Genomic DNA, 25,019 nt, shown 5'->3' on the forward strand with positions numbered 1-25,019 from the left:
ATCAGCCGGGAGCATCGACCTGTGACAGAGGCGACCGACTGCCCAGATGGAACCGGCGAGGCTGACCTCGGCCGAGCTCTCCGAGCTCTGCGCCGTCGCGCTGATCTCAGTCAACGGGAGTTGGCTGAGAGGTCCGGGGTGCCGCAGCCGACGCTGGCCCGGATCGAGTCGGGGCGCGCTGCCGATCCCCGCTTCCGGACGGTGGAGCGTCTGGTCACGGCAGCGGGTGGGGAGGTGGCCGTCGGCGTGCCGACGGCCCTCGCCGTCACCGAGCCGACGCCGGTCCCGCACGACGAGATGCGGGACGAAGCCGGGCGGCGGTACCCGGCTCACCTGGACGTCTGGCCAGTGGACGAGCCTCGGGACTGGCCGGGTGCCTGGTGGGCGGAGTGGTACAGGCTGCCGCCCGAGCGATATCCACTTCCGCTGCCACCGGCCGCGTACGAGCTGAACCGGCGTTACCGCGACAACCGGCGGTGGGGCGATGAGGTTCGTCGGACGGCCCAGGTCCGCCGGCTCGTCGGCGATCTGCCGGCCACCTGCTGGCGGTACATCGCCGAGTTGCCCGACGGGCAGTCGGTCGGGGAACTCCGGGCACATGAGCGGAGTCCCCACCTTGAGCACGGGGAATGGCACCCCGGTATGGCGGAGCGCGAGATGGTGCTCGACGGCGTGCTCGTCGACCCTCGGTACCGGCGGCTGGGGCTCGGGCGTCGGCTGGTCACGGCTCTGCTCGCCGGCATGCGTGAGGCGGGTGTCGAGGACGTGGCCGCGCTTGCCGAGGGTGCAGGCATCGACCTGCTATTGGCGTGCGGCTTCGAGATCGAGGCCCGCCGGCCCGCCGCGCTGCGCTTGGGCCGTCCGGGGCGGCAGAGCTACAAGTGAGTCGGCGGCTGGCTCAGCGCAGCGCTGGCGCTGCCGTGGTCAGTGCGGCGAGGGCTTCGCGCAGCCGCCAGGCGTCTCGGTCGCGCGGGCCGATCGGGTTGGAGATGGTGCGCAACTCGGCGAAGGGCACCCCGGCCAGGGCGGCGGCGACCGCCACCCCGTACCCCTCCATGGCCTCGGCGACCGCCTGCGGATGCCTTCGGCGTAGCTCCCGGGTGCTGGCTTCGGTGCCGGTGACGGTGCTGACGGTGAGCACCGGCCCGGTCGTGGCCGCCGGGAGTGCGGCCCGCAGTGCCGCCAGCAGGCTCGGATCGGCCGGCACCACGCCGCCGACGCCCAGCATCGCCGGCGGCATGCCCAGCTCGTCGACGGGGATGAACCCGTCCGGTGACTCGGCGCCCAGATCGGCGGCGATGCTGGCGGTGCCGAGCACTGTGTCGCCGACCTCGGCCCGCCCGGTGAAGCCGCCGGCGACGCCGGCGCTGATCACCGCACGGTACGGGCGGCCGGCGGCCTCGGCCAGCGCCAGCAGCCGGGCGGTGGCGGCACCGGCGACGGCCGGGCCCACGCCGACCGGCGTGACGGTCACGGTGTGGTCGGTCAGGCCGGCGCGGACCGCTTCCGCCTCGGCGGGGACCGCCGTCACCACCAGCAGACCGGTCACGAGACCGAGCCGGGGGATTCGCGGCGGGTCTCGTCGTCCGCCCCGCCACCCGGGCCGCCGACCGCGGAGGACGGACGGTAGATGTGGTAGCCGGGAGGAGCCAGGCTCGGGTCGTCGTACCGTGGCGAGCTGGCCTGGGTCGGGGCCGGCGAGGTGGGCGCGACATCCGCGGGCTCGTCGGCCGGCTCGTCCTCGGTCAGCTCGTCGTCACCGAGCGGCCGGCCGGCCAGCTTCTCGCCCCGCAGGCGGGCAGCGACCAGGACACCCCGGATCGCGGCCAGGACGCCGACCCCGGCGGCCACCGCGATGCCCATCCGACCGTTGAACGGAACCAGCCCCAGCCCTCCGCCGGCGACGAAGGCGAGCATCAGCACCGTCTCCGAATGGGCGAAGGAACTCGCCCGCAGTCGCTCCGGGATGCGCTCCTGGATCGAGGCGTCCACGGCCAGCTTCGATATCCCGCTGACCAGGGCCGCGACCAGGCAGAGCAGGGCGACCATCACCAGCGAGAACTGGATGACGGCGAGCACCGCCACACCAGCCACGATGATCATGCTGCTGGACTGGATGGCGGCCGGCCGGTGGATGCGCAGACGGGTGCCGATGGCGGTGGCCAGGAACGTGCCGACCGCGAGCGCGCCGCCGACCGCCCCCAATGCCCACTCGGCGCCCAGATCCCGGCCGAACACCACTGTGGTCAGGTCGCCCTTCTTGATCGCGAAGGCGAGGAAGAGCAGGAGGAAGCCGTACACCGCGCGGAGCGTCGCGGAGCCGATCAGCGTGGCGATCACCAGGCGGCCGGCCGGGCGACCTCGGCCCAGGGGTCGGTCGCCACGGTGTCTGCCCAGCGCGCGGAGTGGCCGGGGGACCCGCTCCGGTGGCTCCGAGTCGGCCTTCGGCGGCAGGCGCAGGGAGATCACCATGCCGACCAGGAAGATCACCGACGCGACGCGCAGCGGCCACTGCGGCCCGAACCAGAACGCGGCCAGCCCGATCGGAGCGACAAGCGCGCCCGCGACCGTGCCGTAGACACTGGCCCGGGCTCCCACCTGGGACAGGCCGAGGCCCTCCGGCAGCAACCGGGGCACGGCCGCGGACCTGGCCACGCCGTACGCCCGGGACAGCGCGAGCACCCCGAACGCGGCCGGATAGAGCCCGAATCCATGGATGTAGTCGGAGATCAACCAGGCCAGGAACGCGCGGCCCAGCATCGTCGCGGCCAGCGCGTACCGCCGGCCGTGCCGGAAGTGGTCCAGCAGTGGGCCCACCACGGGGGCGAGCATGGCGAACGGCACCATGGTCACCAGCAGGTAGAGCGCGACCTTGCTGCGGGCCTCGCCCAGCGGCACGTTGAAGAAGATCGTCCCGGCCAGGCCGATGGCGATCAGGGTGTCGCCGGCGCAGGAGAGCGCGTGCAGGTCGAACAGGCGCACCATGCCGACCTCGCCGCCGGCGCCCCGGGCCCGGGCCCGACCGGCGCGGCGGGTCACCCAGCGGCCGCTGCCCACCGAACCGCGGAACAGCAGGCGAACGGCGCGAATGCCGGTGCCGACCGTCCGCCCGAGGAGGGATCGCTCGGAGCGGGAGTACGACGGCATGTGCACCATCCTCGCCCATCTGATCCAGGTACGCCGCACCACTGCGGGGAAAGGTTCCCCGGGAGTCCCTGTCACCCCTGCGGGGCGCATGGGGAACAATGGTGAGGTGACCAGGCCCGCCTCCACCCGTGCCGCCCGTCTCGACCAGGTCTGCGCCGCCGCCGTCGAGGTGGCTCGTGCTGGCATCACCGAGGTCGACGCCGACGATGTTGGCGACCACCTGCAGGTTGTTGCCGAAGGTGAACGGCTGGTCACCCATTACTTCGAATGCCGCCTCGCTGGCTACCGGGGTTGGCGGTGGGCGGTCACCGTCACCCGCGTGTCGCGCAGCAAGACGGTGACCATCTGCGAGACGGTGCTGCTTCCCGGGCCCGACGCGCTGCTCGCGCCCGGCTGGCTGCCCTGGCAGGAGCGTCTCAAGCCGGGCGACCTGGGTCCGGGCGATCTGCTGCCGACTTCGCCGGACGACGACCGGTTGGTCCCCGGTTACCTGCTCTCCGACGATCCGGCGGTCGAGGAGACCGCGTGGGAGTTGGGCCTCGGGCGGGCGCGGGTGTTCTCCCGCGAGGGCCGCATCGAGGCAGCGCAGCGCTGGTACGACGGCGACCACGGCCCCGACGCTCCGATCTCCACGGCCGCGCCGGCCGCTGCCCGTTGCGGCAGCTGCGGTTTCTACCTGCCGCTGGCCGGTGCGATGCGGCAGGCCTTCGGTGCGTGCGGCAACTTCTTCGCCCCGGACGACGGCCGGGTGGTGAGCGCCGACCACGGTTGCGGCGCGCACTCCGAGACGCTCATCGAGGCGGCCGAGACCGCCGTCGAAGAACTACCCACGGTGTACGACGACAGCGCGGTGGAGGCCATGTCGGTCAGCCGTGCCCCGGGCTCGGTGGAGAACGCCGAGCCGGCGGAGCCGTACGGGCACCCCTGACCGTTCGCGGCGGCCGGGCTCAGCTCGCGCGGCGTCGGCGTCGGTTGGCGTCGTGCCGCATCATGACGGCGAGCCCCGGGAAGCCCCACAGGAAACCGGCGAGGCAGGTCCAGAGCCAGTTCTGGTGACCGTTGTCGGTCAGCCAACCCCGGAAGAAGATCAGCAGGACCAGCCCGGCCACCGCCCACGCGATCAACCCGGCGAGGGCGAACGGCACCATCGGCGGGTCCAGCGGTGCGGGCCGCGGTGGCTGCTCGTTCGGCATTCGGCAAGCGTACGCGACTGACTTCCCCTGCCCGTCGCTGATCTGGGACGATGCGCGCGACAACCGGAAGATCACCTGCGAGGACCCGATGGCAGTAGCGCCGCCCGAGAACGGCACACCTCCCAACCCCGCTCAACCGCGTAACGGCTTCGACCGGTTCTTCGAGATTTCCGCCCGTGGCTCGACGATGAGCCGCGAGGTACGCGGTGGCCTGGCGACCTTCTTCACGATGGCGTACATCGTGGTGCTCAACCCGCTGATCCTGGGTGGTGCCGTCGACGGTGACGGCAAGACCCTCCCGATTCCCGCGCTGGCTGCCGCTACCGCGCTGGTCGCCGGTCTGATGACGATCCTGATGGGTGTCGTCGGCCGGTTCCCGTTGGCGCTCGCCGCTGGTCTGGGCGTGAACGCGCTGGTGGCGTACGAGATCGCCCCCGAGATGACCTGGGCCGACGCGATGGGCCTGGTGGTGATCGAGGGTGTGATCATCGCGGTGCTGGTGTTGACCGGTTTGCGGACCGCTGTGTTCCGCGCGGTGCCGACCCAGATGAAGACCGCGATCGGCGTCGGCATCGGTCTGTTCCTGACCATCATCGGCCTGGTCGACGCCGGGTTCGTCCGGCGGATCCCGGACGACGCCAACACCACCGTCCCGGTCGGTCTGGGCATCGGCGGCAAGCTGGTGAGCTGGCCGATGCTGGTCTTCGTGGTGGGTCTGCTGATCACCCTGGTGCTGGTGGTCCGTCGGGTGCGGGGCGCGATCCTGATCGGCATCCTCGCCTCGACGGTGCTGGCGGTGATCGTGGAGGCGATCGGCAACATCGGCCCGTCGTTCGTCAACGGTCAACCCAACCCGAAGGGTTGGTCGCTGAACGTGCCGGAGTTGCCGAAGACGGTGGTGGACCTGCCCGACCTGTCGCTGCTCGGCAAGTTCAACGTGCTCGACTCGTGGGGTCGGGCCGGCTGGGTGGTCGTGCTGATGTTCGTCTTCACGCTGCTGATCACGGACTTCTTCGACACCATGGGCACGATGGTGGCCGTCGGCCAGGAGGGTGGCCTGCTCGACGAGAAGGGCACCCCGCCGCGGGCCAAGGAGATCCTGCTCGTCGACTCGATCGCCGCGGCGGCCGGTGGTGCGGCCAGCACGTCCAGCAACACGTCGTACATCGAGAGTGCCGCCGGTGTCGCGGAGGGTGCCCGGACCGGTGTGGCGAACCTGGTCACCGGCGTGCTGTTCCTGCTGGCGATGTTCCTGGCGCCGCTGGTGGTGATCGTGCCGTTCGAGGCGGCATCGACGGCCCTGGTGGTGGTCGGTTTCCTGATGATGACCGCGGTGCGGACGATCGACTGGTCCGACTACGAGATCGCGATTCCGGCGTTCCTCACCATCGTGTTGATGCCGTTCACCTACTCGATCTCGAACGGGATCGGCGCCGGCCTGATCACCTTCGTGGTGGTCAAGTTGGCGAAGGGTAAGGCCCGCGAGATCCACCCGCTGCTGTACGGGGTGGCCGCGTTGTTCGTGCTGTACTTCCTGCGCGGGCCGATCGAGTCCCTGGTGCTCTGACGGTCGTCCGGGCGGGGAGTCGAACAGGATTCCTCGCCCGGAACTGCACCAATGTCCTCGTGAGCCTGGTCATATGAGATGTCGTTAGCCAGGCTCATTAGTTAAGCTAACTAACGTGATGGAGCGGACGGTGACGGCGGAACGCGTGCCACCGGCGCGACTGGCTCCCCAGTTGCGTGATGCGATCACCCGACTCAACCGGCGGGTCCGCCAGGCCCGACCGGTCGGCGACCTCACAGTCACCCAGGTCTCCGCGCTCACCAGCCTGCGGCTGGCGGGCGCGCTGACGCCCAGGGAACTGGCCGACGTCGAGCGGGTGCAGCCACCGACGATGACCAAGATCGTCGGGAAGTTGGAGGACCGCGGCCTCGTGCGGCGGACACCCCACCCGACCGACGGCCGGCAGGTCATCCTCGCGGCGACCGAAGGGGGGCAGGCCGTGCTCGACCAGTTCGAGCGGGCCCGCGACGAATGGCTGGCCCACCGGCTGGCCGCGCTCGACGAGGACGAACGGGAGACCCTGCAGAGGGCCGCCCAGATTCTCCAGCAGCTCGCTCGCGCCTGAGCCGCGCCCGCGCCACCGGGTCCGTGCCGTCACCTGTCGATGACGCGTACGTCCGGAGGAGGCGCACCAAGAGTGCAGGCCAAGCTGAGCACGATGTTCCAGTCCCTACAGGTCCGCAACTACCGCCTCTTCGCGTCCGGGCAGCTGATCAAACTGATCGGCGTCTGGATGATGTTCATCGCCCAGGACTGGCTCGTCCTCGAGCTCTCCGACAACTCGGCGACCGCGCTCGGCGTGGTCACCGCGTGTCAGTTCACCCCGGTGCTGCTGCTCACCCTGCTCTCCGGCAGGCTCGCCGACCGGTACGACAAGCGGGTGCTGCTCTTCGCCGCCAACACCTTCTGGACCGTGCTGGCGCTCGGCATGTCCGTGCTGGTCCTCACCGATCTGGTGCAGCTCTGGCACGTCTTCGCCTTCGCCGCGCTGCTCGGCACTGCCAACGCCGTCGAGACCCCGGTCCGTCAGGCGTTCGTCTCCGAACTCGTCGGCACGTCTCTGCTGCCCAACGCGCTGTCGCTGAACGCCGCCGTGTTCAACTCCGCCCGGATCGTCGGCCCGGCCGTCGCCGGCCTGGCCATCGCCGCGTTCGACGTGGGGCCGGTGTTCCTGTTCACCGCCCTCAGCTCGATCGCGCCCCTGGTCAACGTGGTCCGCATGCGGACGGCCGACCTGCACCGCGACGCCCTGTTGCCGCGCGACGAGCGGGCGTCCGCACGGGTCGTCGACGGTCTGCGGTACGTGTGGCGGCGCCCCGACCTGCTGATGCCGATGGCGATGATGTCGGTGATCGGCATGTCGCTGTTCAACTTCCAGCTCACCCTGGCCGCGCTGGCCAAGACGGTGTTCCACACCGGCGCTGCCTCCTTCGGCCTGTTCAGCACCGCCCTGGCCGTCGGTGCCCTCGGCGGCGCGCTGAGCGGCACCGGCCGGCGTAGTCGCCCGTCGGTCTGGTTGGTGCTCGGTGCGGCGATCGCCTGCGCCAGCTTCGGCACCCTGGTCGGCCTCGCGTCGACGTACTGGCTGGTGGTGGCACTGCTGGTGCCGACCGGCTTCTGCATGGTCTTCTTCGCCCAGGCCGCCAACCAGCGCATCCAGATGGGCGTGGACGCGGCCTTCCGGGGCCGGGTGATGGCCCTGTGGGTGCTGGTGTTCCTGGGAACCAACCCGGTCGGCGCGCCGTTGATCGGCTGGGTCGCGGAGCACTTCGGCGCTGGCGCCAGTATCTGGATGGGCGGGCTGATCTCGCTGGCCACCGCCCTGATCGCGCTCACCTGGCAGCTGCGCCACTCCGGTGCCCGGCTGCGCTTCCGGGTGCTGCCGATGCCCCGCTTCTACGTCACGTCCACCGACTGCTGACCGGTCCGAAGCGCTTCCGCGCCATCCGCGCCGTCTTCTGCGGATGGCGCGGATGCGCGCAAACCGCTGGCGAGGGGGCACGATGGGGCTTAGCGTCGATGTGTGGGAGTCGAGCGCGCGCTGATGCTGGCCCTGGCGCTCCTCGCCGTGGCCAGTCTTCCGGCGGCATTCGCCCTGCTCTTCTGCTACGACGAGATCATCGACCGGATGGTCTGCGGCTGGTCCGAGTGGCGTGAGCGGCGGCGGGAGAAACGGACGATCGCGCGCCTCGACCGGGCCATCGAGGCGGACGCGTTGACCCGGGACATCGACCTCAGCGCCTTCGACAGCCCCGACCGTCGTCCCCTGGAACAGCTCGCCGCCGACCTGCGGCGTCTGGGCGGCCAGCGGCTCGGGGTCCCCGGCCGACCGATGGTCTGGCACGGCGCGCTGCTCCAGGCGTACGACGATCGTCTTCGCCTCGCCTGCCGAGCCCTCGACATCACCGAGCACCTCGGCGAGTTGGACGGCGTCGACCAGGAGATCGAGCGGGTCCGGGTGGAGGGTGTGCTGCACGCCGCCGGGCTGAGCCTGCCGGCGGCGAGGGCCGGGCACTGGCAGCGGCACCGCTGAGCGTGCGGCTCTTCGTCGCGGTCTACCCCCGTCCCGAGTCGGTCGACCACCTGAGCGCGCGGGTCACCCGCCTACGGGTAGCCAGCGCGGCCGCCGCCGGTGTCAACGTCCGGCTCGCCGAACCGGCCCACCTCCATGTCACGCTGGCCTTCCTCGGTGACGTCGAGGCTGCCCGGCTGGTCGAGGTGGAGAGCGCGCTCGGGCTGGCCGCGGAGTCGTTCCGGGACGACCGCAACGCCGCGCCCCGGCTGAGTCTCGGCGGCGGTGGTCGGTTCGGCCAGGGTCGGTCCACTGCGCTCTGGGTGGGCCTTCGGGGCGAGGTCGAAGCCCTGCATGCGCTGGCCCGGCTGATCCGGTCCCGGCTGCGGCACGCCGGGCTGCCGTACGACGAGAAGTCGTTCCGCCCGCACCTGACCATCGCCCGGCCCAATGATCGGATGGACCTGGCCGACATCGAGGCCGACCGGGCCGATCTCGACGACTACCAGGGCCCGGAATGGCCGGCAGCCGAGCTGCTGCTGATGCGCAGCCACCTCGACTCGCGGCCATCACGCTACGAACGGCTCGCCGCCTGGCCGCTCTGACCGCCCCGAGGTCGTGATCCCCTCGGGTTCTCGGAAATCGAGGCCTCCTGCTCGCGTCGACAGCCCGGTCTCCGCGAAGCCGAGCCGATCACGGCCCCGCTGCCCCTCGCACTCTGGCTCTGGGCCGTTCGACGTCTCGCGTTGACGGGTGGTGAACCACCACCCGTCAACGCGAAGCGTCAGGAGGACTCGCGCGCCGCCGGGCCGCTGCCGAAGAGAACGTCGTCCCAGCTGGGCAACCGCTTACGCGGCTTGCCGTTCGCGTCGGTGGACTCGCCGCCGCCGGCAGCCGCCGCGGCGCCCGTCCGGCGAGGCCGCAGCACCGCCAGCGACGGCACGGCCGGCACCTCCTTGGGTGCGTCCGAGTCGTCGTCGAAGGCCGACCCCTGGCCGCCGCCGAGCAGCGCGGCAGCGCCCCCGCCGACCGGCCGCTGCCGAGGCGCGTCCGACCCGGCGAGAGCAGCCGGAGTACGCGGCTCCAGACCACGGCCGGACGAGGCGCCGAGTGGACGGTCCAGTGAGGCGAGCAGCGCGTCGCGGCCTGCACGGATCGGATCCCGACCGGGACGCGGGTGCTCGGACGCTGCCGGCAACCCGTGCCCGCCACGGCTCGGCTCACCACGCGACGGACCGGGCAGGGCGTGCCCGCCCCGCTCCGGTGCGGGCTCCTGGCCGAGGATCGGCGTGGGCCGCTCGGCGCACAGGTATTGCGCCATGTCGTCGTGCGGGGCCACCGACTGCCGGGTCTTGTCCAGATCCCAGATGGCCTGCGCGGTGGCCTTGCCGGACGGCCAGGTGGCGATGATCCGCCAGGTGCCGTCGTCACGCCGGTACGCGTCCCAGGAGATCTTCTCGGTGTCGATGCCGTGCTGGCTCAACCGACCGTTGACCACCTCGGCGAGCGGGGTGGGCTTCTCCGCTCCCTTGAGGCGGGTGCGGCGGGCGTGCTGCGCGAGCATCGCCCGCTCCTGCAACACCGGACCGGCGTATCGCAGCACCCGGTCGACCGGCACGCCGGCGATCCGGGCCACATCCTCGGCGGATTCACCGGAGCGGATGCGGGCCTGGATGTCCCGAGGGGACAGTGAGGGAGTCGGGTCGGCCGCCGTCGGCGCCACCACGAGCGGCGGCGCGCCCGGCTCGGCGTGCAGCGCGCCGGAGATCCGTTCGTCGATCGGCAGCGCGAGCAACCGCCCGACCTCGTCGGCGAGAACCAGGGCATGGCCGTCCTCGGAGAGGGCGACGAAGCGTACTGGGCGCATTGCGTTGCCTCCGTCCCGCTTCGCTGGCCGCACGCCACGAGTCGGCCACCCAGGCGTCTCCGACCACCGTACGCGCATCTGCCTCGGGGTGGGGGAAGCGACACCCCGCATGTCGTGACTGAGCTGCGGCGATGATCACGGTCGGTGTCCGTGGAGGCCCCGACGGACACCGACCGTGACGAAGCTCAGAGTCGCTCGACCACGTAGTCGATGGACGCGGTCAGCGCCTCGACATCGGCCGGCTCGACGGCCGGGAACAGCGCCACCCGGAGCTGGTTGCGCCCGAGCTTGCGGTACGGCTCGGTGTCCACGATGCCGTTGGCGCGCAGCGCCTTCGCGATGGCCGTGGCGTCCACCCCGTCGGCGAAGTCGATCGTGGCGACCACGTTGGAGCGCAGTGCCGGGTCGGTCACGAACGGGGTGGCCACCGTGGAACGTTCCGCCCAGCCGTACACCGTGGCGGCGCTCTCGGCGGTGCGCTTCGCCGCCCAGGAAAGGCCGCCCTGCGCGTTCATCCAGTCGGTCTGCTCGGCCGCCAGGAAGATGGTGGCCAGCGCCGGGGTGTTGTAGGTCTGCTCCAGCCGCGAGTTGTCGATCGCGGTGACCAGGTCGAGGAAGGCGGGGATGTAGCGCCCGGACGCCTTGATCTCGGCGGCCCGGTCCAGCGCGGCCGGCGACATCAGGGCCAACCAGAGGCCACCGTCGGAGCCGAAGCACTTCTGCGGGGCGAAGTAGTAGACGTCGGTCTCACCGACGTTGACCTCCAGGCCACCCGCGCCGGAGGTCGCGTCGACCAGCAGCAACGCGCCCTCGTCCGCGCCGGCCACCCGGCTGATCGGGACCGCCACACCGGTCGAGGTCTCATTCTGCGGCGTCGCGTACGCGTCCACGCCGGACTCGGCGACCAGGGTCGGCGCGCTGCCCGCGTCGGCCTTGCGAACGGTCGGCTCGCCCAGGAACGGCGCGTCCTTCACCGACTTGGCGAACTTGGCGCCGAACTCGCCGAAGCTGGCGAACTGGGCCCGGTCGCGGATCAGGCCGAAGGTGGCGACCTCCCAGAACGCGGTGGTGCCGCCGTTGCCGATCACGACCTCGTAGCCCTCGGGCAGCGAGAAGAACTCGGCGATGCCGGAGCGCAGCCGGGCCACCTGGTCACGGACCGTCTTCTGCCGGTGCGAGGTGCCCAGGTAACTGGTCGCGACCTCGGCCAGCGCGGACACCGCCGCGGGACGGACCTTGGACGGGCCGCAGCCGAAACGTCCGTCGGCGGGCTTGATGTCATCGGGAATCCGGATGGTCGGTGCGTCAGCCACGGTCTTCAAGATCCTTCCACAAGGGCGAGGGCGGGCCCGGCGACACTGCCGGCCCCCATCCTCGCACCCGGACCCATCGGTGGAAGCCGGGCCCCTGTGGGCAGGTCTGAGGCCTTCGCCACACCGTCGTGCCCGACCGGGGCGCGACGCGCAGAGGCCCCGACCCGACGCCGAACGTCGGGCCGGGGCCCCGGTAAGCAGCTCAGACGCCGTGCGGGATCGCGCCCCAACCCTCGACGTCGGACGGCTTGCGGGTCTCCGGGCCGACGTAGCGGGCGGACGGGCGCACCAGCCGCTGGAGGCGCTTCTGCTCCAGGATGTGCGCGCTCCAGCCGCCCATCCGTGCGCAGGTGAACATCGAGGTGAACATGTGCGCCGGCACCTCGGCGAAGTCCAGCACCACGGCCGACCAGAACTCGACGTTGGTGGCCAGCACCCGGTCCGGGCGGCGGGCCTGCAACTCGGCGAGGGCGGCCTTCTCCAGCGCCTCGGCGATCTCGAAGCGCGGCGCGCCCAACTCCTTGGCGGTGCGCCGGAGCACGCGGGCGCGCGGGTCCTCGGCCCGGTAGACGCGGTGGCCGAAGCCCATCAACCGCTCGCCGCGATCGAGTACGCCCTTGACGTAGCCCTCCGCGTCGCCGCTGCGCTCCACCGCCTCCAGCATGCTGAGCACCCGGGACGGGGCGCCACCGTGCAGCGGACCGGAGAGGGCGCCGATGCCGGAGGAGATACAGGCGGCCGCGTCCGCACCGGTCGAGGCGACGATGCGAGCGGTGAAGGTGGACGCGTTCAGGCCGTGCTCGGCGGCCGAGATGAAGTACGCGTCGACGGCCTTCACGTGCCGCGGGTCGGGTTCGCCGCGCCAGCGCTTCATGAACCGCTCGACGATGGTCTGCGCCTTGTCGATCTCCTTCTGCGGCACCGCCGGCAGGCCGAGGCCCCGGGCGGACTGGGCGACGAAGGAGAGCGCGGTCACCGAGACCCGGGCCAGATCCTCGCGGGCCTGCTCGTCGGAGATGTCCAACAGCTGGTTGAGCCCCCAGTACGGGGCCAGCATGGCGACCGCGGACTGCACGTCGACGCGGATGTCACCGGAGTGCACCGGCACCGGGAACGGCTCCGCCGGCGGCAGGCCCGGCCCGAACCGGCCGTCGACCAGCAGCGCCCACACGTTGCCGAACGACACCTGGCCGATCAGATCCTCGATGTCGACCCCGCGATAGCGCAGCGCGCCACCCTCGCGGTCAGGTTCGGCGATCTCGGTCTCGAAGGCGACGACGCCCTCCAGCCCGGGTTTGAAATCGGCCATGTCGCTCTCCTGGATCTGGTCGGTGCGCCCGAACAGCTCATCCGGCCTGGTCGGCCGAGCGCCTTAGGCGACCCTCAGGGATGTGTTCGCAACATACTGCCTGCTGAGTAAGGGATACGCGACCCGCTGCGACTGTGCTGCACGCGACATCCTCGGGCGCGCAATCTCCGCTTCGCTCGGTGAGACTGGGCAGTGCGGGCTGGCCAGCGCGGGAGGGTGCCGGCGAGCGCGCCGAGAAGGAGTGGGGACGTGACGGGTGACACACCCGCCCCGGCTGCGATGCGTAACGAGTACGCCGCAGACCTGGGCCTGACCGAGGCTGACCTGGCCACCGACTGGCACGGCCAGTTCGACAGCTGGTTCGCCGACGCGGTGGCCTTCGGGCTGCCCGAACCGAACGCGATGGTGGTGGGCACCGCAGACCCGGCGGGCCGGCCGAGCGGCCGGACGGTGCTGCTGAAGGGGTACGACCCGGAGGGCTTCGTCTTCTTCACCAACCACCTGTCGCGCAAGGGCGTCGAGGCGTCCACCAACCCGTACGCCAGCCTGGTCTTTCCGTGGTTTCCCATGCAGCGTCAGGTGGTGGTCGCCGGGCGGGTCGCCCCGGTCGACCGCGCGACGAGCGAGGCGTACTTCGCCAGCCGGCCGCGCGGCTCCCAACTGGGCGCCTGGGCCAGCCCACAGTCCCAGGTGGTGTCGGGTCGGTCGGTGCTGGAGGAGCGCTACCGGGAGGTGACCGAGCGGTTCGCCGGCGCGGCGGAGATCCCGACCCCGCCGCACTGGGGCGGTTTGCGGGTGCACCCCGAGTCGGTGGAGTTCTGGCAGGGCCGGTCCGGCCGGTTGCACGACCGGCTCCGCTTCCGCCGCCTCGACGAGGGTGGCTGGGTCGTCGAGCGGTTGGCGCCGTGACGGGTGTGCAGGAGGCTCGGCCGCGCGGAGCGCGCCGCTGGGCGATCGACGTACGGCCGCTGCGCGTGCCCGCGTACCGGCGGCTGTGGCTCGGCAACACAGTGGCGATGTTCGGTTTCCAGTTCACCGCCGTCGCGGTGCCGGTGGAGATGTACGCCCTGACCCGGGACTCGTTCTGGGTGGGTCTGCTGGGCGTGGCGGCCTTCGTACCGCTGCTGGTCTTCGGGCTCTGGGGCGGCGCGGTCGCCGACGCCCGCGACCGACGTGCCGTCCTGCTCGGTGGCTCATTGTTGCTTTGGGCATCCACTCTCGGACTGCTGCTCCAGGCGGTGCTGGACGTGGGCAGCCCGGTGCTGCTGTTGGCGCTGATGGCGGTGCAGTCGGTGGCGTTCGCGATCAGTTCGCCGGCCCGCAGCGCGATGCTGCCCCGCCTGGTGCCGGAGGACCTGGTGGCGTCCGCCACCACCCTGAACTACACGACGTTCACCGCCGCCTCGGTGGCCGGGCCGCTCGCCGCCGGCCTGATCCTCTCCGCGTCGCCGGACACCGCCGTGGTCCTGCCGATCGCGTACGGGCTGGACGCTGTGCTGTTCACAGCGATGCTCTGGGCCGCGCTGCGACTGCCCAAGCTGCCGCCCGAGCCGACCGAGGACGGTCAGGTCCGCCGGGCCGGTCTGGCCAGCGTCGTCGACGGATTCCGTTACCTGGCCAGCACACCCGTCCTGCTGCTGTCCTTCGGCGTGGACCTGATCGCGATGATCCTCGCCATGCCGCGGGCGCTCTTCCCGGAGATCGCCCACGAACGGTTCGGCGGCGGAGGGTCGGTCGGCCTGCTCTACAGCGCCATCGCGATCGGCTCGATGATCGGTGGGCTGACCTCCGGCTGGATCGGCCGACTCCGCCGGCAGGGCGTCGGTCTGGTGCTCGCGGTGGTCGGCTGGGGCCTGGCGATCGCCGCGGCCGGTCTCGCCCACCAGCTCTGGCTGATGGTGCTCCTGCTCGCCGTGGCCGGTGCCGCCGACCTGATCAGCGCGGTGCTACGCCAGTCGATGCTGCTGGTCTACGCCCCGGACCGGATGCGCGGCCGACTCCAGGGCGTCAACACGGTGGTGGTGGCGGGTGGCCCACGCCTGGGCGACCTGCGGGCCGGCACGATGGCCGCCGGTTTCGGCGGCGGGGTGGCCTGGGTGGCCGGCGGGCTCGCCTCGGCGGTGCTCGTGGTGGTGCTCGCTGTCGCGTTCCCGGCGTTGCTGCGCTACCGGGCGGTGACGGCGTCGAGCGGCGACCGAACCTGACCGGTTAGGGTCGCCGACATGGAAAGCCCCGATCAGCGCCCGTTCTCCGGCGCCCAGTGGACCATCTCCGCCGCCGGCCACGAGGCCGTCATCGTGGAGGTGGGCGGCGGGCTCCGGACGTACCGGCACGACGGCGTCGACCTGGTCGACGGGTACCGGACCGACGAGGTCAGCCCGGGCTGCGCCGGACAGGTGCTGGCGCCGTGGCCGAACCGGATCCGCGACGGCCGCTACGCGTTCGGCGAGCGGACGCACCAGCTGCCGCTGACCGAGCCGGAGCGGCACGTGGCCATCCACGGCCTGGTCAACTGGGTGCCGTGGCGTCTGCTGGAGCAGTCCGAGGACGCCGTGACCGTCGGCTACGACCTTCCGCCGCAGCCCGGTTACCCGTGGCCGCTGCGGCTGCTCAGCCGTTGGAGCGTCGGCGCGGACGGGCTGCGCGTCGAGCACGAGGTGACCAACACCGGCGAGGAGGCCGCGCCGTTCGGCTTCTCCGTGCACCCGTACCTGCAACTGCCGGGGGTCGCGGTCGACGACCTGGTCATGCGGCTGCCGACCCGTACCCGAATGCTGGTGGACGGCCGGTTGCTGCCGGTCGGCGTGACACCGGTGGCCGGGACGGAGTACGACTGGACCAGCCCGCGCCGGATCGGTGCCGCCGAGCTGGATCTCTGCTTCGGTGAGGTGATCCGCGACCCCGACGGCGGCTCGTCGGTGAGCCTGGCCGCGCCGGACGGTTCGGCGGGGGTCAGCATCTGGGCGGACGCGGAGTTCGGCTGGTGGCAGGTGTTCACCGGGGACGCCCTCGTCGGTGACCGGCACCGCCGCTCGGTGGCGATCGAGCCGATGACCTGCCCGCCGGACGCGTTCCGTTCGGGCCGGGACCTGCTCACTCTCAAGCCCGGTACGACCTGGCGGGGTGCCTGGGGCATCCGGCCCGGGGCCTGATGGAGTTCGCCGAGGTCGTCCGGCGTCGGCGGATGGTGCGCAACTACGACCCGGACCGCCCGGTCCCGCCCGACGTGGTGAACCGGCTGCTCGACCACGCGGTCCGGGCACCGTCGGCCGGCTTCGCTCAGGGCTGGGGCTTCCTGGTCCTGGAGGAGCCCGCCGACCGGGAGCGGTTCTGGGCCGCCACCACACCCGACGGCGGTGGGCGGGAACGCTGGCTGGCCGGCATGCGCCGGGCGCCGCTGATCGTGGTGCCGCACGCCAACGAGTCGGCCTACCTGCGGCGGTACGCGGAGCCGGACAAGGGGTGGACGGACCAGTCCGTGGACCGCTGGCCGGTGCCGTACTGGCACGTGGACACCGGCTTCGCGGCGCTGCTGATGCTGCTCACCGCCGTGGACGAGGGGTTGGGGGCCTGTTTCTTCGGCATTCCGCCGCAGCGATTGGCCACCTACCGGCACGCGTTCGGCGTGCCGGAGGAGTACCAACCCGTCGGTGCCGTCACAATCGGTTACCGAGCGGCCGACCATAGGTCACCGTCGCTGCGTCGGGGACGTCGTCCGATGGACGAGGTGGTGCGGCGCGGCCGGTGGAGCTGAGCGCGCCGTCCCGTTTGTCCGCTTGAGGATCGGACGACCGGTAGTGAAACTGACATCAGGGAGCGAAACGCAGCGTGCGGTGGGCGGCTAGGCTGGCACGGTCATCGGTGCCGCGCCGCGCGGTGCCCGCCGCGGCCCGGCTCGGCGCCGTCGGTCGGCCCGGCCACGGGGAGGGGAGCGTGCCGTCGTGATCTTCAGAGCGGTCCGGGACGGGCGTCCCTATCCGGAGCACAATCTGACGCTCAAGCAGTGGGCGGAGATTCCGCCCCGGCCACTGCGCCTGGACCAGATGATCACCACCAAGCGCGAGTTGGCGCTCGACAAGCTGCTCGCCGAGGACTCCACCTTCTACGGTGACCTCTTCCCGCACGTGGTGCAGTGGAACGGTGGGCTCTACCTGGAGGACGGACTGCACCGCGCGCTGCGCGCCGCCCTCCAGCAGCGCAACCAGATCCACGCCCGGGTGCTGGTGCTCTCCGAGTCGATCGAGTGACGAGCCCTTCTGTCGCGCGCTGAGCCTTCGTTAAGGTGGCGTCCATGACCGCTCCGCTGGACCTGCTCGACCTGGACCCGTCGCTCACCGACGAAGAGCGGCAGATCCGCGACGTCGTCCGCCAGCTCGTCGACGACCGGGTGCGCCCGCACGTCGCAGACTGGTACGAGCAGGGCCAGGTGCCGGCCCGCGAACTGGCCCGGGAGTTCGGCAAACTCGGCCTGCTCGGCATGCACCTCACCGGCTACGGCTGCGCGGGTGCCTCCGCCGTCGCGTACGGGCTGGCCTGCCAGGAACTGGAGGCCGGCGACTCCGGCCTCCGCTCGCTGGTCTCGGTGCAGGGTTCGCTCGCCATGTACGCCATCTGGCGCTACGGCAGCGAGGAGCAGAAGCAACGCTGGCTGCCGTCGATGGCCACCGGCGAGGCGATCGGCTGTTTCGGTCTGACCGAGCCGGACCACGGCTCCGACCCCGCCTCGATGACCACCCGGGCCCGCCGCGACGGCGACGACTGGGTGCTCACCGGTGCCAAGATGTGGATCACCAACGCGCCGATCGCCGACGTCGCGGTGATCTGGGCGCGCACCGACGAGGGAGTGCGCGGCTTCGCCGTACCCATGGACACGCCCGGTGTCACGGCCCGGGAGATCCGCCGGAAGATGTCGCTGCGCGCGTCGGTCACCGGCGAGATCGCGCTCGACGACGTCCGGCTCCCGGCGGACGCCCGACTGCCCGAGGCGAGCGGGCTCAAGGCGCCGCTGAGCTGCCTCACCGAGGCCAGGTACGGCATCGTCTGGGGCGCGGTCGGCGCCGCCCGCGACTGTCTGGAAACCACACTGGCGTACGCGGGCACCCGCACCCAGTTCGGCCGTCCGCTCGCCGGGTTCCAGCTCACCCAGGCCAAGCTCGCCGACATGGCCGTCGAGCTGGTGAAGGGGCAACTCCTCGCCCTGCACCTGGGTCGGCTCGCCGACGCCCACCGGCTGCGGCCCGACCAGGTCAGCGTGGGCAAGTTGAACAACGTGCGGGAGGCCCTGGCCATCGCGCGGCAGTGCCGCACCATCCTCGGCGCCAACGGCGTCTCCGGCGAATACCCGATCATGCGGCACGCCAACAACCTGGAGAGCGTGCTGACGTACGAGGGCACGTCCGAGATCCACCAACTGGTCGTGGGACAGCGGCTCACCGGGCTCTCGGCGTTCGCCTGACCTGCCCGTTTGTGCTTTCCGGGCGCTCGACGCGCGACTGTCGCACGGGGGCCGTACCGTCATTGACAGACGACGTGTCTGACAAGGACGGTGAGCGTGATGGCCCGCGACGCTGGCACCAACGAGCCCACGAGGGAGTTCCCCGGTTACCCGACCGGCGACAACCTCAAGGAGCGGTCGGCCGCGACACCCGAGCCGACCATTGACACACCGGGCGACGGCTCCGGAGGCTATGGCGGCCCCGACAGCCCGCCGCCTGGCGGCGGTGGTGGGGCGGCCCGAGGCCTGCTCCTGCTGCTCGGTGCCGCCGCGCTGGCCGTGGTGGTGCTGCTCGGCATCCAGGCGACCGGCTTCCTGCCGGAGTTCCGTAACCCGTTCGCCAAGGAGCAGACCGACCGCAGCCAGCCACCGCTGCTGAAGTCGATCCAGGATCTCAGCCGCTACGTGGCCGCGGAGGGCAACTTCCAGGTGGTGGTCGACACCCAGAACGACCGGCGCAACGTCCCCGACTTCCTGCTCAACGAGCGCACCCTGTTCGTCGGGGCCGGCAGCGTCGAGGCCTACGTCGACTTCACCAAGATCGGTGACGGGGCCATCGTCCAGTCGGCCGACGGCAAGTCCGTCGAGATCAAGCTGCCGGCGCCGCAGCTCGGCGAGACCAACCTCGACATGGACAAGAGCTACGTCTTCGCGGAGCAGCGTGGTCTGCTCAACCGGCTCGGTGACCTGGTCGGCAACGACCCCAACCGGCAGCAGCAGGTCTACAAGCTCGCCGAGGAACGGATCACCGCCGCCGCCCGCGACAGTGGTCTCTCCGCCCGAGCCGAGGAGAACACCCGCAAGATGCTGGAGGGGCTGCTCCGCTCCCTCGGCTACCAGCAGATCACGGTCACCTACATCGCTCCCTGACCTGCTCGACCCCCCCCGTACGGCGAAGCGCCCGCACCGACTGTCGTCGGTGCGGGCGCTTCCGCACGTTGCTCCCACGCCGTCGCCCCTCGCGCCTTCGCGCCCCGATTCGCGCAACATCAGGGATGTTGGTGCCTCGGGCGGCCGGGAGGCAGCAACTTCGCCGAAGTTGCTGCCTCGTCCGGCCTCGGAGCGGGTGTGCGGGGCGGGTCAGTGTCCGGTGGAGGCCAGGTAGCGGTCCTCGTTCGGCATGAGCACCCAGAGGATCAGGTAGACGATCACCTGCGTGCCGGGCAGCAGCAGGGACAGCAGGAACAGCAGCCGGACCATCCCCGCGGACATGCCGAACCGTCGACCGAGGCCAGCGCAGACACCGGCGAGCATGCGCCCCTCGCGGGGCCGGACCAGTTTGCGACTCATCGTCGTACTCCCACTCTGCGGCGGTACGCCGCGTCTGCAATCCACGGTAGAAGGGGATGACCAGCTCGCCCTCGGTCGCGAGGAGGAGCGGCAACCCGTGGACCCGTAGGTGCTGTACCCCGATGACCCCTTCCTGACGCCTCTCCGAGCCGTGCACCAGCGCGCTCCGAGTGTTCACGTCCAGTGGTCGGGTGGGCCGTGAGCTGGGCGGGTAGGCTGGCAGATCGGCCATCCACACCCCGGGTGGCCGCAACCCACACCCCGGGCGGTCACGAACGGGGCCGCCTACCGGCGGCCACGACCCGGCCGGTTCCGTACGCCGGGACGACGGCGAGGAAGCGCAGCCATGATCAGTGTTTTCGACCTCTTCAGCGTCGGTATCGGGCCGTCCAGTTCGCACACCGTGGGGCCGATGCGGGCGGCGCGTACGTTCGTCGGCGGGCTCAAGGCCGACGGGTTGATCAGTGACGTCGCGCGGGTGCAGGCCGAGTTGTTCGGCTCGCTCGGGGCCACCGGGCACGGCCACGGCAGCGGTCCGGCGGTGCTGCTCGGGTTGGCCGGCGAGTCGCCGGAGACTGTCGACACGGACACCGTCGGTCCTCGGGTCGAGCGGATCCGGGCCGAGCGGCGGATCAGCATCCTCGGCGCGCACGAGATCGACTTCGACCCGGACCGAGATCTGACGCTGCACCGCCGACGGTCGCTGCCGTACCACCCGAACGGGATGACCTTCGTGGCGTACGACGGTGCGGGGGCTGTGTTGCGCAGCCGCACCTACTACTCCGTCGGTGGCGGTTTCGTGGTGGATGAGGCGGCGGCGGGCGCGGACCGGATCAAGCCGGACAGCACGCAGGTGCGGTACCCGTTCCTGACCGGGGCGCAGCTGCTCGACGTCACGTCCCGCACCGGCCTGTCGATCAGCGAGGTGATGCTGGCCAACGAGCGTTCCTGGCGCAGCGAGGCGGACATCCGGGCGGGCCTGTTGGAGATCTGGCGGGTGATGCAGGAGTGCGTGCAGCGCGGTTGCGAGCGCGACGGCGTACTCCCCGGCGGGTTGAAGGTCCGGCGGCGCGCGGCGGAGCTGCGGCGCGGCCTGGAGGCGGACGCCGGCACGCCCGACCCGCTGCACGCGATGGACTGGGTGACGCTGTTCGCGCTCGCGGTCAACGAGGAGAACGCCGCGGGCGGCCGGGTGGTCACCGCGCCGACGAACGGCGCGGCCGGGATCATCCCGGCGGTGCTGCACTACTACAGCCGCTTCGTCGACAACGCCGATGACGACGGCGTGGTGCGGTTCCTGCTGACGGCCGGCGCGATCGGTGTGTTGTTCAAGGAGAACGCCTCGATCTCCGGCGCGGAGGTCGGCTGTCAGGGTGAGGTCGGTTCGGCGTGCTCGATGGCGGCGGCGGGGCTGGCCGAGGCGCTCGGCGGCACCCCGGAGCAGGTGGAGAACGCGGCCGAGATCGGGATGGAACACAACCTCGGGTTGACCTGTGACCCGGTGGGTGGCCTGGTGCAGATCCCCTGCATCGAGCGGAACGCGGTGGCTAGCATCAAGGCGATCACGGCCGCCCGGCTGGCGCTGCGCGGCGACGGTGTGCACAAGGTGTCGCTGGACAAGGTCATCAAGACCATGCGGGAGACGGGCGCCGACATGAAGGTCAAGTACAAGGAGACGGCGCGTGGCGGTCTGGCCGTCAACGTGATCGAGTGCTGAGCCCGGTCGATTCGGGGCATTCGTTCACCGACTGCTAACCTGGCGTCCGTTTCAGGAGGCGGGAGGCTGCGGTGACCTCTGGCGTCGCGGCCCTGTGGTCGCACCGCAACTCGCTGCGCATCCTGGTCAGACGGGACCTGGCGGTCAAGTACCAGCAGTCGGTGCTGGGCTACTTCTGGTCGTTGATCGAGCCGCTCGGCATGGGCGCGATCTACTGGTTCGTGTTCGGGGTGCTCTACTCCCGCGACACCGGGCGGCACCTCGGCGAGGCCGCCGAGTCGTACCCGTTGTTCCTGATCACCGGAATCTTCGCGTGGATGTGGACCAGTTCCGCGCTGAGTGAGGCGACCAACGCGCTGACCGGCCAGTCCCGGCTGATCACCACGATGAACGTGCCGCGTCAGGTCTTCCCGATCGGCCGGGTCACCGGCCGGTTCGCCGAGTACGCGGCCGGCCTGCCGATCCTGATCGCGATCGCGGTGATCTACGCGGCGCACGGTCGGATCCACCCCGGTTGGTCGTTGCTCTCCCTCCCGCTGGCGGTGCTGGTCCAGGCCGTCCTGCTGACCGGGCTGGCCCTGCTGCTGTCCGCGTGGAACGTGCTGATGCGCGACGTCGAGCGGTTGATGCGGTTGATCATTCGGGTGCTCTTCTACGCCACGCCGATCATCTACCCGCTCAGCCTGGTCCGGGAGTCCAGCCTGCCCGACTGGTTGAAGGTGGCGTACGAGCTGAACCCGCTGGTCGGGATCTTCCAACTGCACCACGCGATCTGGTATCCGGACGAGTTCCCGGACGCCCGGCTGCTCGCCACCACTGTCGTCGGCAGCCTGCTGGTGCTGACCGCCGGCTGGTGGTCGTTCCGTCGGTTGGAGCCCGCCGTGCTCAAGGAGCTGTGACGTGGCCGCCCCGATCATCGAGGCCGACGGGCTGGGCATCCGGTTCGTCCGTAACCGTCGCCGTCAACTGCGGCTGCGGGAGTTGTTCATCCACCGGGGGGCGCGGGGTGCGCTGCCCGGCCAGTTCTGGCCGCTGCGGGACGTGTCGTTCACCGTCGAGCCCGGCGAGACCGTCGGGGTGATCGGCCGCAACGGCACCGGCAAGAGCACCCTGCTGCGGCTGATCGCCGGGGTGCTCATCCCGGACGAGGGCGACATCCGGGTGCACGGCGCGGTGGCGCCGTTGCTGGAGTTGTCCGCCGGTTTCTCGAACGACCTGACCGGCCGGGAGAACCTGCACCTGGTCGGTGGGCTGCACGGACTGTCGACGGGCTACCTGAAGCGGCACTTCGACGAGATCGTCGAGTTCGCCGGTGAGCAGGTGGAACGGGCCATCGACACGTCGGTGCGGCACTACTCGTCGGGCATGAAGGTGCGGCTCGGATTCGCGATCATCTCGCACCTGCCGCACCCGATCCTGCTGATGGACGAGGTGACCGCGGTCGGCGACGCGGAGTTCCGCAAGAAGTGTTACGCGACGATTGATCGTCTGCTCGGGGAGGGGCGCACGCTGGTGTTGGTGTCACACAACGAGAAGGACCTGACCCGGTTCTGTCGTCGGGGGTTGTACCTCGACGCGGGCCGGTTGACGCTCGACGGCACCATCGCCGAGGCGCTCGACGCGTACCACGCCGCGGTCCAGCAATGACGCTCGCGATCGTGCTCGCCGCCGGGTCGTCGGCGGCGGGCCTGACCACCGCGGCCGGTGAGCCCCTGGCCGACCGCCTGGCCGTCCAGCTGCGCCAGGCCGGGGCGGACGACGTGCGCTTCGCGGCCACCCTCGACGAGGTGACCGCGCTGGTCGCCGGCGCCACCGCCCCGGTGCTGGTCACCGGCACCGACCTGGTGGCGCACACCGCCGTACTGCGGCACCTGGCCACCAGCCCGGTGGGGCCCACTGTGGCGCTGGTGCTCGGCGACCCACCGGTCCCCGGTCGCGCGGCCGTGCGGGAGGAACGCGGCCAGGTGGTCGACGCCGGCGCGCTGGACACCCTCGACGGGGACGCGACAGGCGTGTTCGGCGGCGCGCTGCGGGTCGGCGTGGACGACCTGCCGACCCTCGCCGCCGCCGCCCGGGCCGCGGCGAGTGGCCCCGGGCCCGCCGTGGACCGGCTCTTCGCGGGTCTCGCGGCGCTCGGCACCCTGATCTTCGCCCAGCGGGTACGCCTGCTCGTCGCCCGCCGGGTCGAGAGTGCTGACGAGCTGACCGCTGCCGAGGCGGCGGTGACGGCTGTGAACGAGGACCGGGCCGAGCTGCGGCTGTCGGTGAAGGAGAAGGACGACTTCTTCTCCACCTACTTCGTCAGCACCTGGTCCCCGTACCTGGTTCGGTTGGCGGCCCGGCTGCGGCTCACCCCGACCGGGGTGACGGCGATCTCGGTACTGTTCGCGCTGGCCGCGGCGGTGCTGTTCGGGGTCGGTGGGCGGCCCGCGCTGGTCGGTGGCGCGGTGCTGCTCTACCTCGGCTTCGTGCTGGACTGCGTGGACGGCCAGTTGGCCCGGTACACCCGGAACTTCAGCGCCTGGGGTGGCTGGCTGGACACGATGGCGGACCGGGCCAAGGAGTACCTGGTCTACGCCGGGCTCGGCTTCGGGGTCAGCCACGCCGGGTTGGGCAACGGCTGGGCCCTCGCCATCGCCGCGATGACGTTGCAGACCGTCCGGCACATGACCGACACCTGGTACGGGGTGCTGCACGACGAGGCGGCCCGCCGACCCCGGGTTACCACGGGTGCCAGCGGCGGGATCGGTGACCGGCTCAACGCGGCGTCGACCCGGGTGCAGGCCGACACCGGGTCGTTGTCGTACTGGCTGAAGCGGACCGTGGTCTTCCCGATCGGCGAGCGGTGGGCGCTGATCGCGTTGACCGTGGCGCTGTTCAACCCGCTGGTCAGCCTGATCGCGGTGCTGGTGTGGGGTGTGCTGGCGTTCGCGTACACCGGGGCGCTGCGCACGTTGCGGGCCCGCTGGATGTGGGTGCCGGTGCTGGACACGGTCGACACCACCCTGCACCGCGACGACGGCCCGTTGGCCCGTTGGCTGCCGGTGGTCCGCCCGATGGGGCCGCTCACCCTGGCGGTGATCGCCGCGCTCGGCCCGGCGGTGCTGCTGGTCGCGGCGCTGCTGACGGACACGCCGGACGGGCTGCGCTGGGCGGTGCCGGTGGCGCTGCTGGTGCTACTGGTCGGTGGCCTGGGTGCGGGCGCCGCGCACAACGGTCCGCTGGACTGGCTGGTCCCCGCGGCGTTGCGGGCCGCCGAGTACCTGTTCGCCATCGCGGTCGGGGTGGTCGGCGGAGTGCCGGGTTGGCTGATCTTCGGGTACGTCTTCGTGCTCACCGTGCATCACTACGACCTGACCGCCCGGCTGGAGAAGCGGCAGGCGGCACCGCCGTTGCACGCGGCCACGCTGGGCTGGGAGGGGCGCTCGGCGCTGCTGGCCCTGACGGCGATTGTCGGCGTGGCGGGTAGCGGTCTGGCTACACTCGGTGCGTACCTTCTCGTGGTTTTCGTGGTGAGCGTCGTCCTGGCCTGGTTCGTGCGACCGGCCCGTAGCGCGCGGGCGTCGGTTACGCCGGTGGGCGCTGGAGGTGCCGCGCCGCACTGACGGAG

The 25,019-nt window shown here is 71.4% G+C and carries 25 protein-coding genes; 18 read left to right on the top strand and 7 right to left on the bottom strand.

Going from position 1 to position 25,019, the window contains the following annotated elements:
- Positions 1-21 precede the first annotated feature (21 nt).
- Positions 22-885 (top strand): helix-turn-helix domain-containing protein, encoded by an 864-nt coding sequence (locus FHU34_RS30100; RefSeq protein WP_244312055.1) that lies wholly within the window; start codon positions 22-24, stop codon positions 883-885.
- A 13-nt stretch (positions 886-898) separates the two neighbouring features.
- Here the strand turns inward: FHU34_RS30100 and FHU34_RS30105 are convergent, their stop codons facing one another.
- Both FHU34_RS30105 and FHU34_RS30110 read right to left on the bottom strand, forming a co-directional pair.
- The gene (locus FHU34_RS30105) at positions 899-1,549 is read right to left on the bottom strand and encodes a futalosine hydrolase (protein ID WP_145786017.1); all 651 of its coding nucleotides are present in this window, start codon (positions 1,547-1,549) and stop codon (positions 899-901) included.
- Positions 1,546-3,147 carry an MFS transporter gene (locus FHU34_RS30110; protein ID WP_145786018.1) on the bottom strand — a complete coding sequence of 534 codons (1,602 nt, stop codon included), beginning with the start codon at positions 3,145-3,147 and terminating at the stop codon, positions 1,546-1,548. The genes FHU34_RS30105 and FHU34_RS30110 overlap by 4 nt, the downstream gene beginning before the upstream one ends.
- Between FHU34_RS30110 and FHU34_RS30115 the strand changes: the two genes are divergently transcribed.
- On the top strand, positions 3,146-4,075 hold the full coding sequence (locus FHU34_RS30115; protein WP_208745223.1) for a DUF3027 domain-containing protein: 930 nt from the start codon (positions 3,146-3,148) through the stop codon (positions 4,073-4,075). The genes FHU34_RS30110 and FHU34_RS30115 overlap by 2 nt on opposite strands.
- Before the next feature lie 19 nt (positions 4,076-4,094).
- On the opposite strand, the gene FHU34_RS30120 is transcribed toward FHU34_RS30115, so the two are convergent.
- A complete protein-coding gene (locus tag FHU34_RS30120) occupies positions 4,095-4,340 on the bottom strand; it encodes a DUF2530 domain-containing protein (protein WP_145786020.1) in 246 nt (81 codons plus the stop codon).
- Positions 4,341-4,428: 88 nt separating this feature from the next.
- Here FHU34_RS30120 and FHU34_RS30125 point away from each other — a divergent pair, with 88 nt between their 5' ends.
- The 5 genes from FHU34_RS30125 (at position 4,429) to thpR (ending at position 9,024) form a co-directional block, all read left to right on the top strand.
- On the top strand, positions 4,429-5,907 hold the full coding sequence (locus tag FHU34_RS30125; protein WP_145786021.1) for an NCS2 family permease: 1,479 nt from the start codon (positions 4,429-4,431) through the stop codon (positions 5,905-5,907).
- 115 nt (positions 5,908-6,022) lie between these two features.
- On the top strand, positions 6,023-6,472 hold the full coding sequence (locus tag FHU34_RS30130; RefSeq protein WP_197699303.1) for a MarR family winged helix-turn-helix transcriptional regulator: 450 nt from the start codon (positions 6,023-6,025) through the stop codon (positions 6,470-6,472).
- A gap of 72 nt (positions 6,473-6,544) precedes the next feature.
- A complete protein-coding gene (locus FHU34_RS30135; protein WP_145786022.1) occupies positions 6,545-7,828 on the top strand; it encodes an MFS transporter in 1,284 nt (427 codons plus the stop codon).
- Between the two features lie 102 nt (positions 7,829-7,930).
- Positions 7,931-8,440 (top strand): hypothetical protein, encoded by a 510-nt coding sequence (locus FHU34_RS30140; RefSeq protein WP_145786023.1) that lies wholly within the window; start codon positions 7,931-7,933, stop codon positions 8,438-8,440.
- A gap of 2 nt (positions 8,441-8,442) precedes the next feature.
- Entirely contained in the window at positions 8,443-9,024 is a 582-nt protein-coding gene (gene thpR, locus FHU34_RS30145; RefSeq protein ID WP_145786024.1) for an RNA 2',3'-cyclic phosphodiesterase, read from the top strand.
- A 179-nt stretch (positions 9,025-9,203) separates the two neighbouring features.
- On the opposite strand, the gene sepH is transcribed toward thpR, so the two are convergent.
- The 3 genes from sepH to FHU34_RS30160 all read right to left on the bottom strand — a co-directional run bounded on the left by sepH (position 9,204) and on the right by FHU34_RS30160 (position 12,908).
- A complete protein-coding gene (gene sepH / locus FHU34_RS30150; protein WP_145786025.1) occupies positions 9,204-10,286 on the bottom strand; it encodes a septation protein SepH in 1,083 nt (360 codons plus the stop codon).
- A 185-nt stretch (positions 10,287-10,471) separates the two neighbouring features.
- Positions 10,472-11,599, bottom strand: a complete 1,128-nt coding sequence (gene serC, locus FHU34_RS30155) for a phosphoserine transaminase (protein ID WP_145786026.1) — start codon at positions 11,597-11,599, stop codon at positions 10,472-10,474.
- Positions 11,600-11,801: 202 nt separating this feature from the next.
- A complete protein-coding gene (locus FHU34_RS30160; protein WP_145786027.1) occupies positions 11,802-12,908 on the bottom strand; it encodes a citrate synthase 2 in 1,107 nt (368 codons plus the stop codon).
- A gap of 279 nt (positions 12,909-13,187) precedes the next feature.
- On the opposite strand from FHU34_RS30160, the gene pdxH reads away from it, so the two are divergent.
- From pdxH to FHU34_RS30195, 7 genes are all read left to right on the top strand, one after another.
- Positions 13,188-13,817 carry a pyridoxamine 5'-phosphate oxidase gene (pdxH, locus tag FHU34_RS30165; RefSeq protein WP_145786473.1) on the top strand — a complete coding sequence of 210 codons (630 nt, stop codon included), beginning with the start codon at positions 13,188-13,190 and terminating at the stop codon, positions 13,815-13,817.
- Entirely contained in the window at positions 13,814-15,112 is a 1,299-nt protein-coding gene (locus FHU34_RS30170; protein ID WP_145786028.1) for an MFS transporter, read from the top strand. The genes pdxH and FHU34_RS30170 overlap by 4 nt, the downstream gene beginning before the upstream one ends.
- Before the next feature lie 18 nt (positions 15,113-15,130).
- Positions 15,131-16,060, top strand: a complete 930-nt coding sequence (locus FHU34_RS30175) for an aldose 1-epimerase family protein (RefSeq protein ID WP_145786029.1) — start codon at positions 15,131-15,133, stop codon at positions 16,058-16,060.
- Positions 16,060-16,662 carry a nitroreductase family protein gene (locus FHU34_RS30180; RefSeq protein ID WP_145786030.1) on the top strand — a complete coding sequence of 201 codons (603 nt, stop codon included), beginning with the start codon at positions 16,060-16,062 and terminating at the stop codon, positions 16,660-16,662. Before FHU34_RS30175 ends, FHU34_RS30180 begins: the two co-directional genes overlap by 1 nt.
- A 187-nt stretch (positions 16,663-16,849) precedes the next feature.
- Positions 16,850-17,155: a type II toxin-antitoxin system VapB family antitoxin gene (locus tag FHU34_RS30185; protein ID WP_145786031.1), complete on the top strand. Its 306-nt coding sequence runs from the start codon at positions 16,850-16,852 to the stop codon at positions 17,153-17,155.
- 44 nt (positions 17,156-17,199) lie between these two features.
- On the top strand, positions 17,200-18,363 hold the full coding sequence (locus FHU34_RS30190) for an acyl-CoA dehydrogenase family protein (protein WP_145786032.1): 1,164 nt from the start codon (positions 17,200-17,202) through the stop codon (positions 18,361-18,363).
- 96 nt (positions 18,364-18,459) lie between these two features.
- Positions 18,460-19,272 carry a DUF4230 domain-containing protein gene (locus FHU34_RS30195; protein WP_423436201.1) on the top strand — a complete coding sequence of 271 codons (813 nt, stop codon included), beginning with the start codon at positions 18,460-18,462 and terminating at the stop codon, positions 19,270-19,272.
- A gap of 210 nt (positions 19,273-19,482) precedes the next feature.
- On the opposite strand, the gene FHU34_RS30200 is transcribed toward FHU34_RS30195, so the two are convergent.
- A complete protein-coding gene (locus FHU34_RS30200; protein ID WP_030329606.1) occupies positions 19,483-19,692 on the bottom strand; it encodes a PspC domain-containing protein in 210 nt (69 codons plus the stop codon).
- A gap of 346 nt (positions 19,693-20,038) precedes the next feature.
- On the opposite strand from FHU34_RS30200, the gene FHU34_RS30205 reads away from it, so the two are divergent.
- The 4 genes from FHU34_RS30205 (at position 20,039) to FHU34_RS30220 (ending at position 25,014) form a co-directional block, all read left to right on the top strand.
- Entirely contained in the window at positions 20,039-21,409 is a 1,371-nt protein-coding gene (locus FHU34_RS30205; protein ID WP_145786034.1) for an L-serine ammonia-lyase, read from the top strand.
- A 71-nt stretch (positions 21,410-21,480) separates the two neighbouring features.
- A complete protein-coding gene (locus FHU34_RS30210) occupies positions 21,481-22,308 on the top strand; it encodes an ABC transporter permease (RefSeq protein WP_145786035.1) in 828 nt (275 codons plus the stop codon).
- Between the two features lies 1 nt (position 22,309).
- Positions 22,310-23,056 carry an ABC transporter ATP-binding protein gene (locus FHU34_RS30215; RefSeq protein ID WP_145786036.1) on the top strand — a complete coding sequence of 249 codons (747 nt, stop codon included), beginning with the start codon at positions 22,310-22,312 and terminating at the stop codon, positions 23,054-23,056.
- A complete protein-coding gene (locus tag FHU34_RS30220; protein WP_145786037.1) occupies positions 23,053-25,014 on the top strand; it encodes a DUF5941 domain-containing protein in 1,962 nt (653 codons plus the stop codon). Before FHU34_RS30215 ends, FHU34_RS30220 begins: the two co-directional genes overlap by 4 nt.
- Positions 25,015-25,019 lie beyond the last annotated feature (5 nt).

This window comes from Micromonospora taraxaci, from assembly GCF_007830095.1.
Taxonomy (GTDB): Bacteria; Actinomycetota; Actinomycetes; order Mycobacteriales; family Micromonosporaceae; genus Micromonospora; species Micromonospora taraxaci.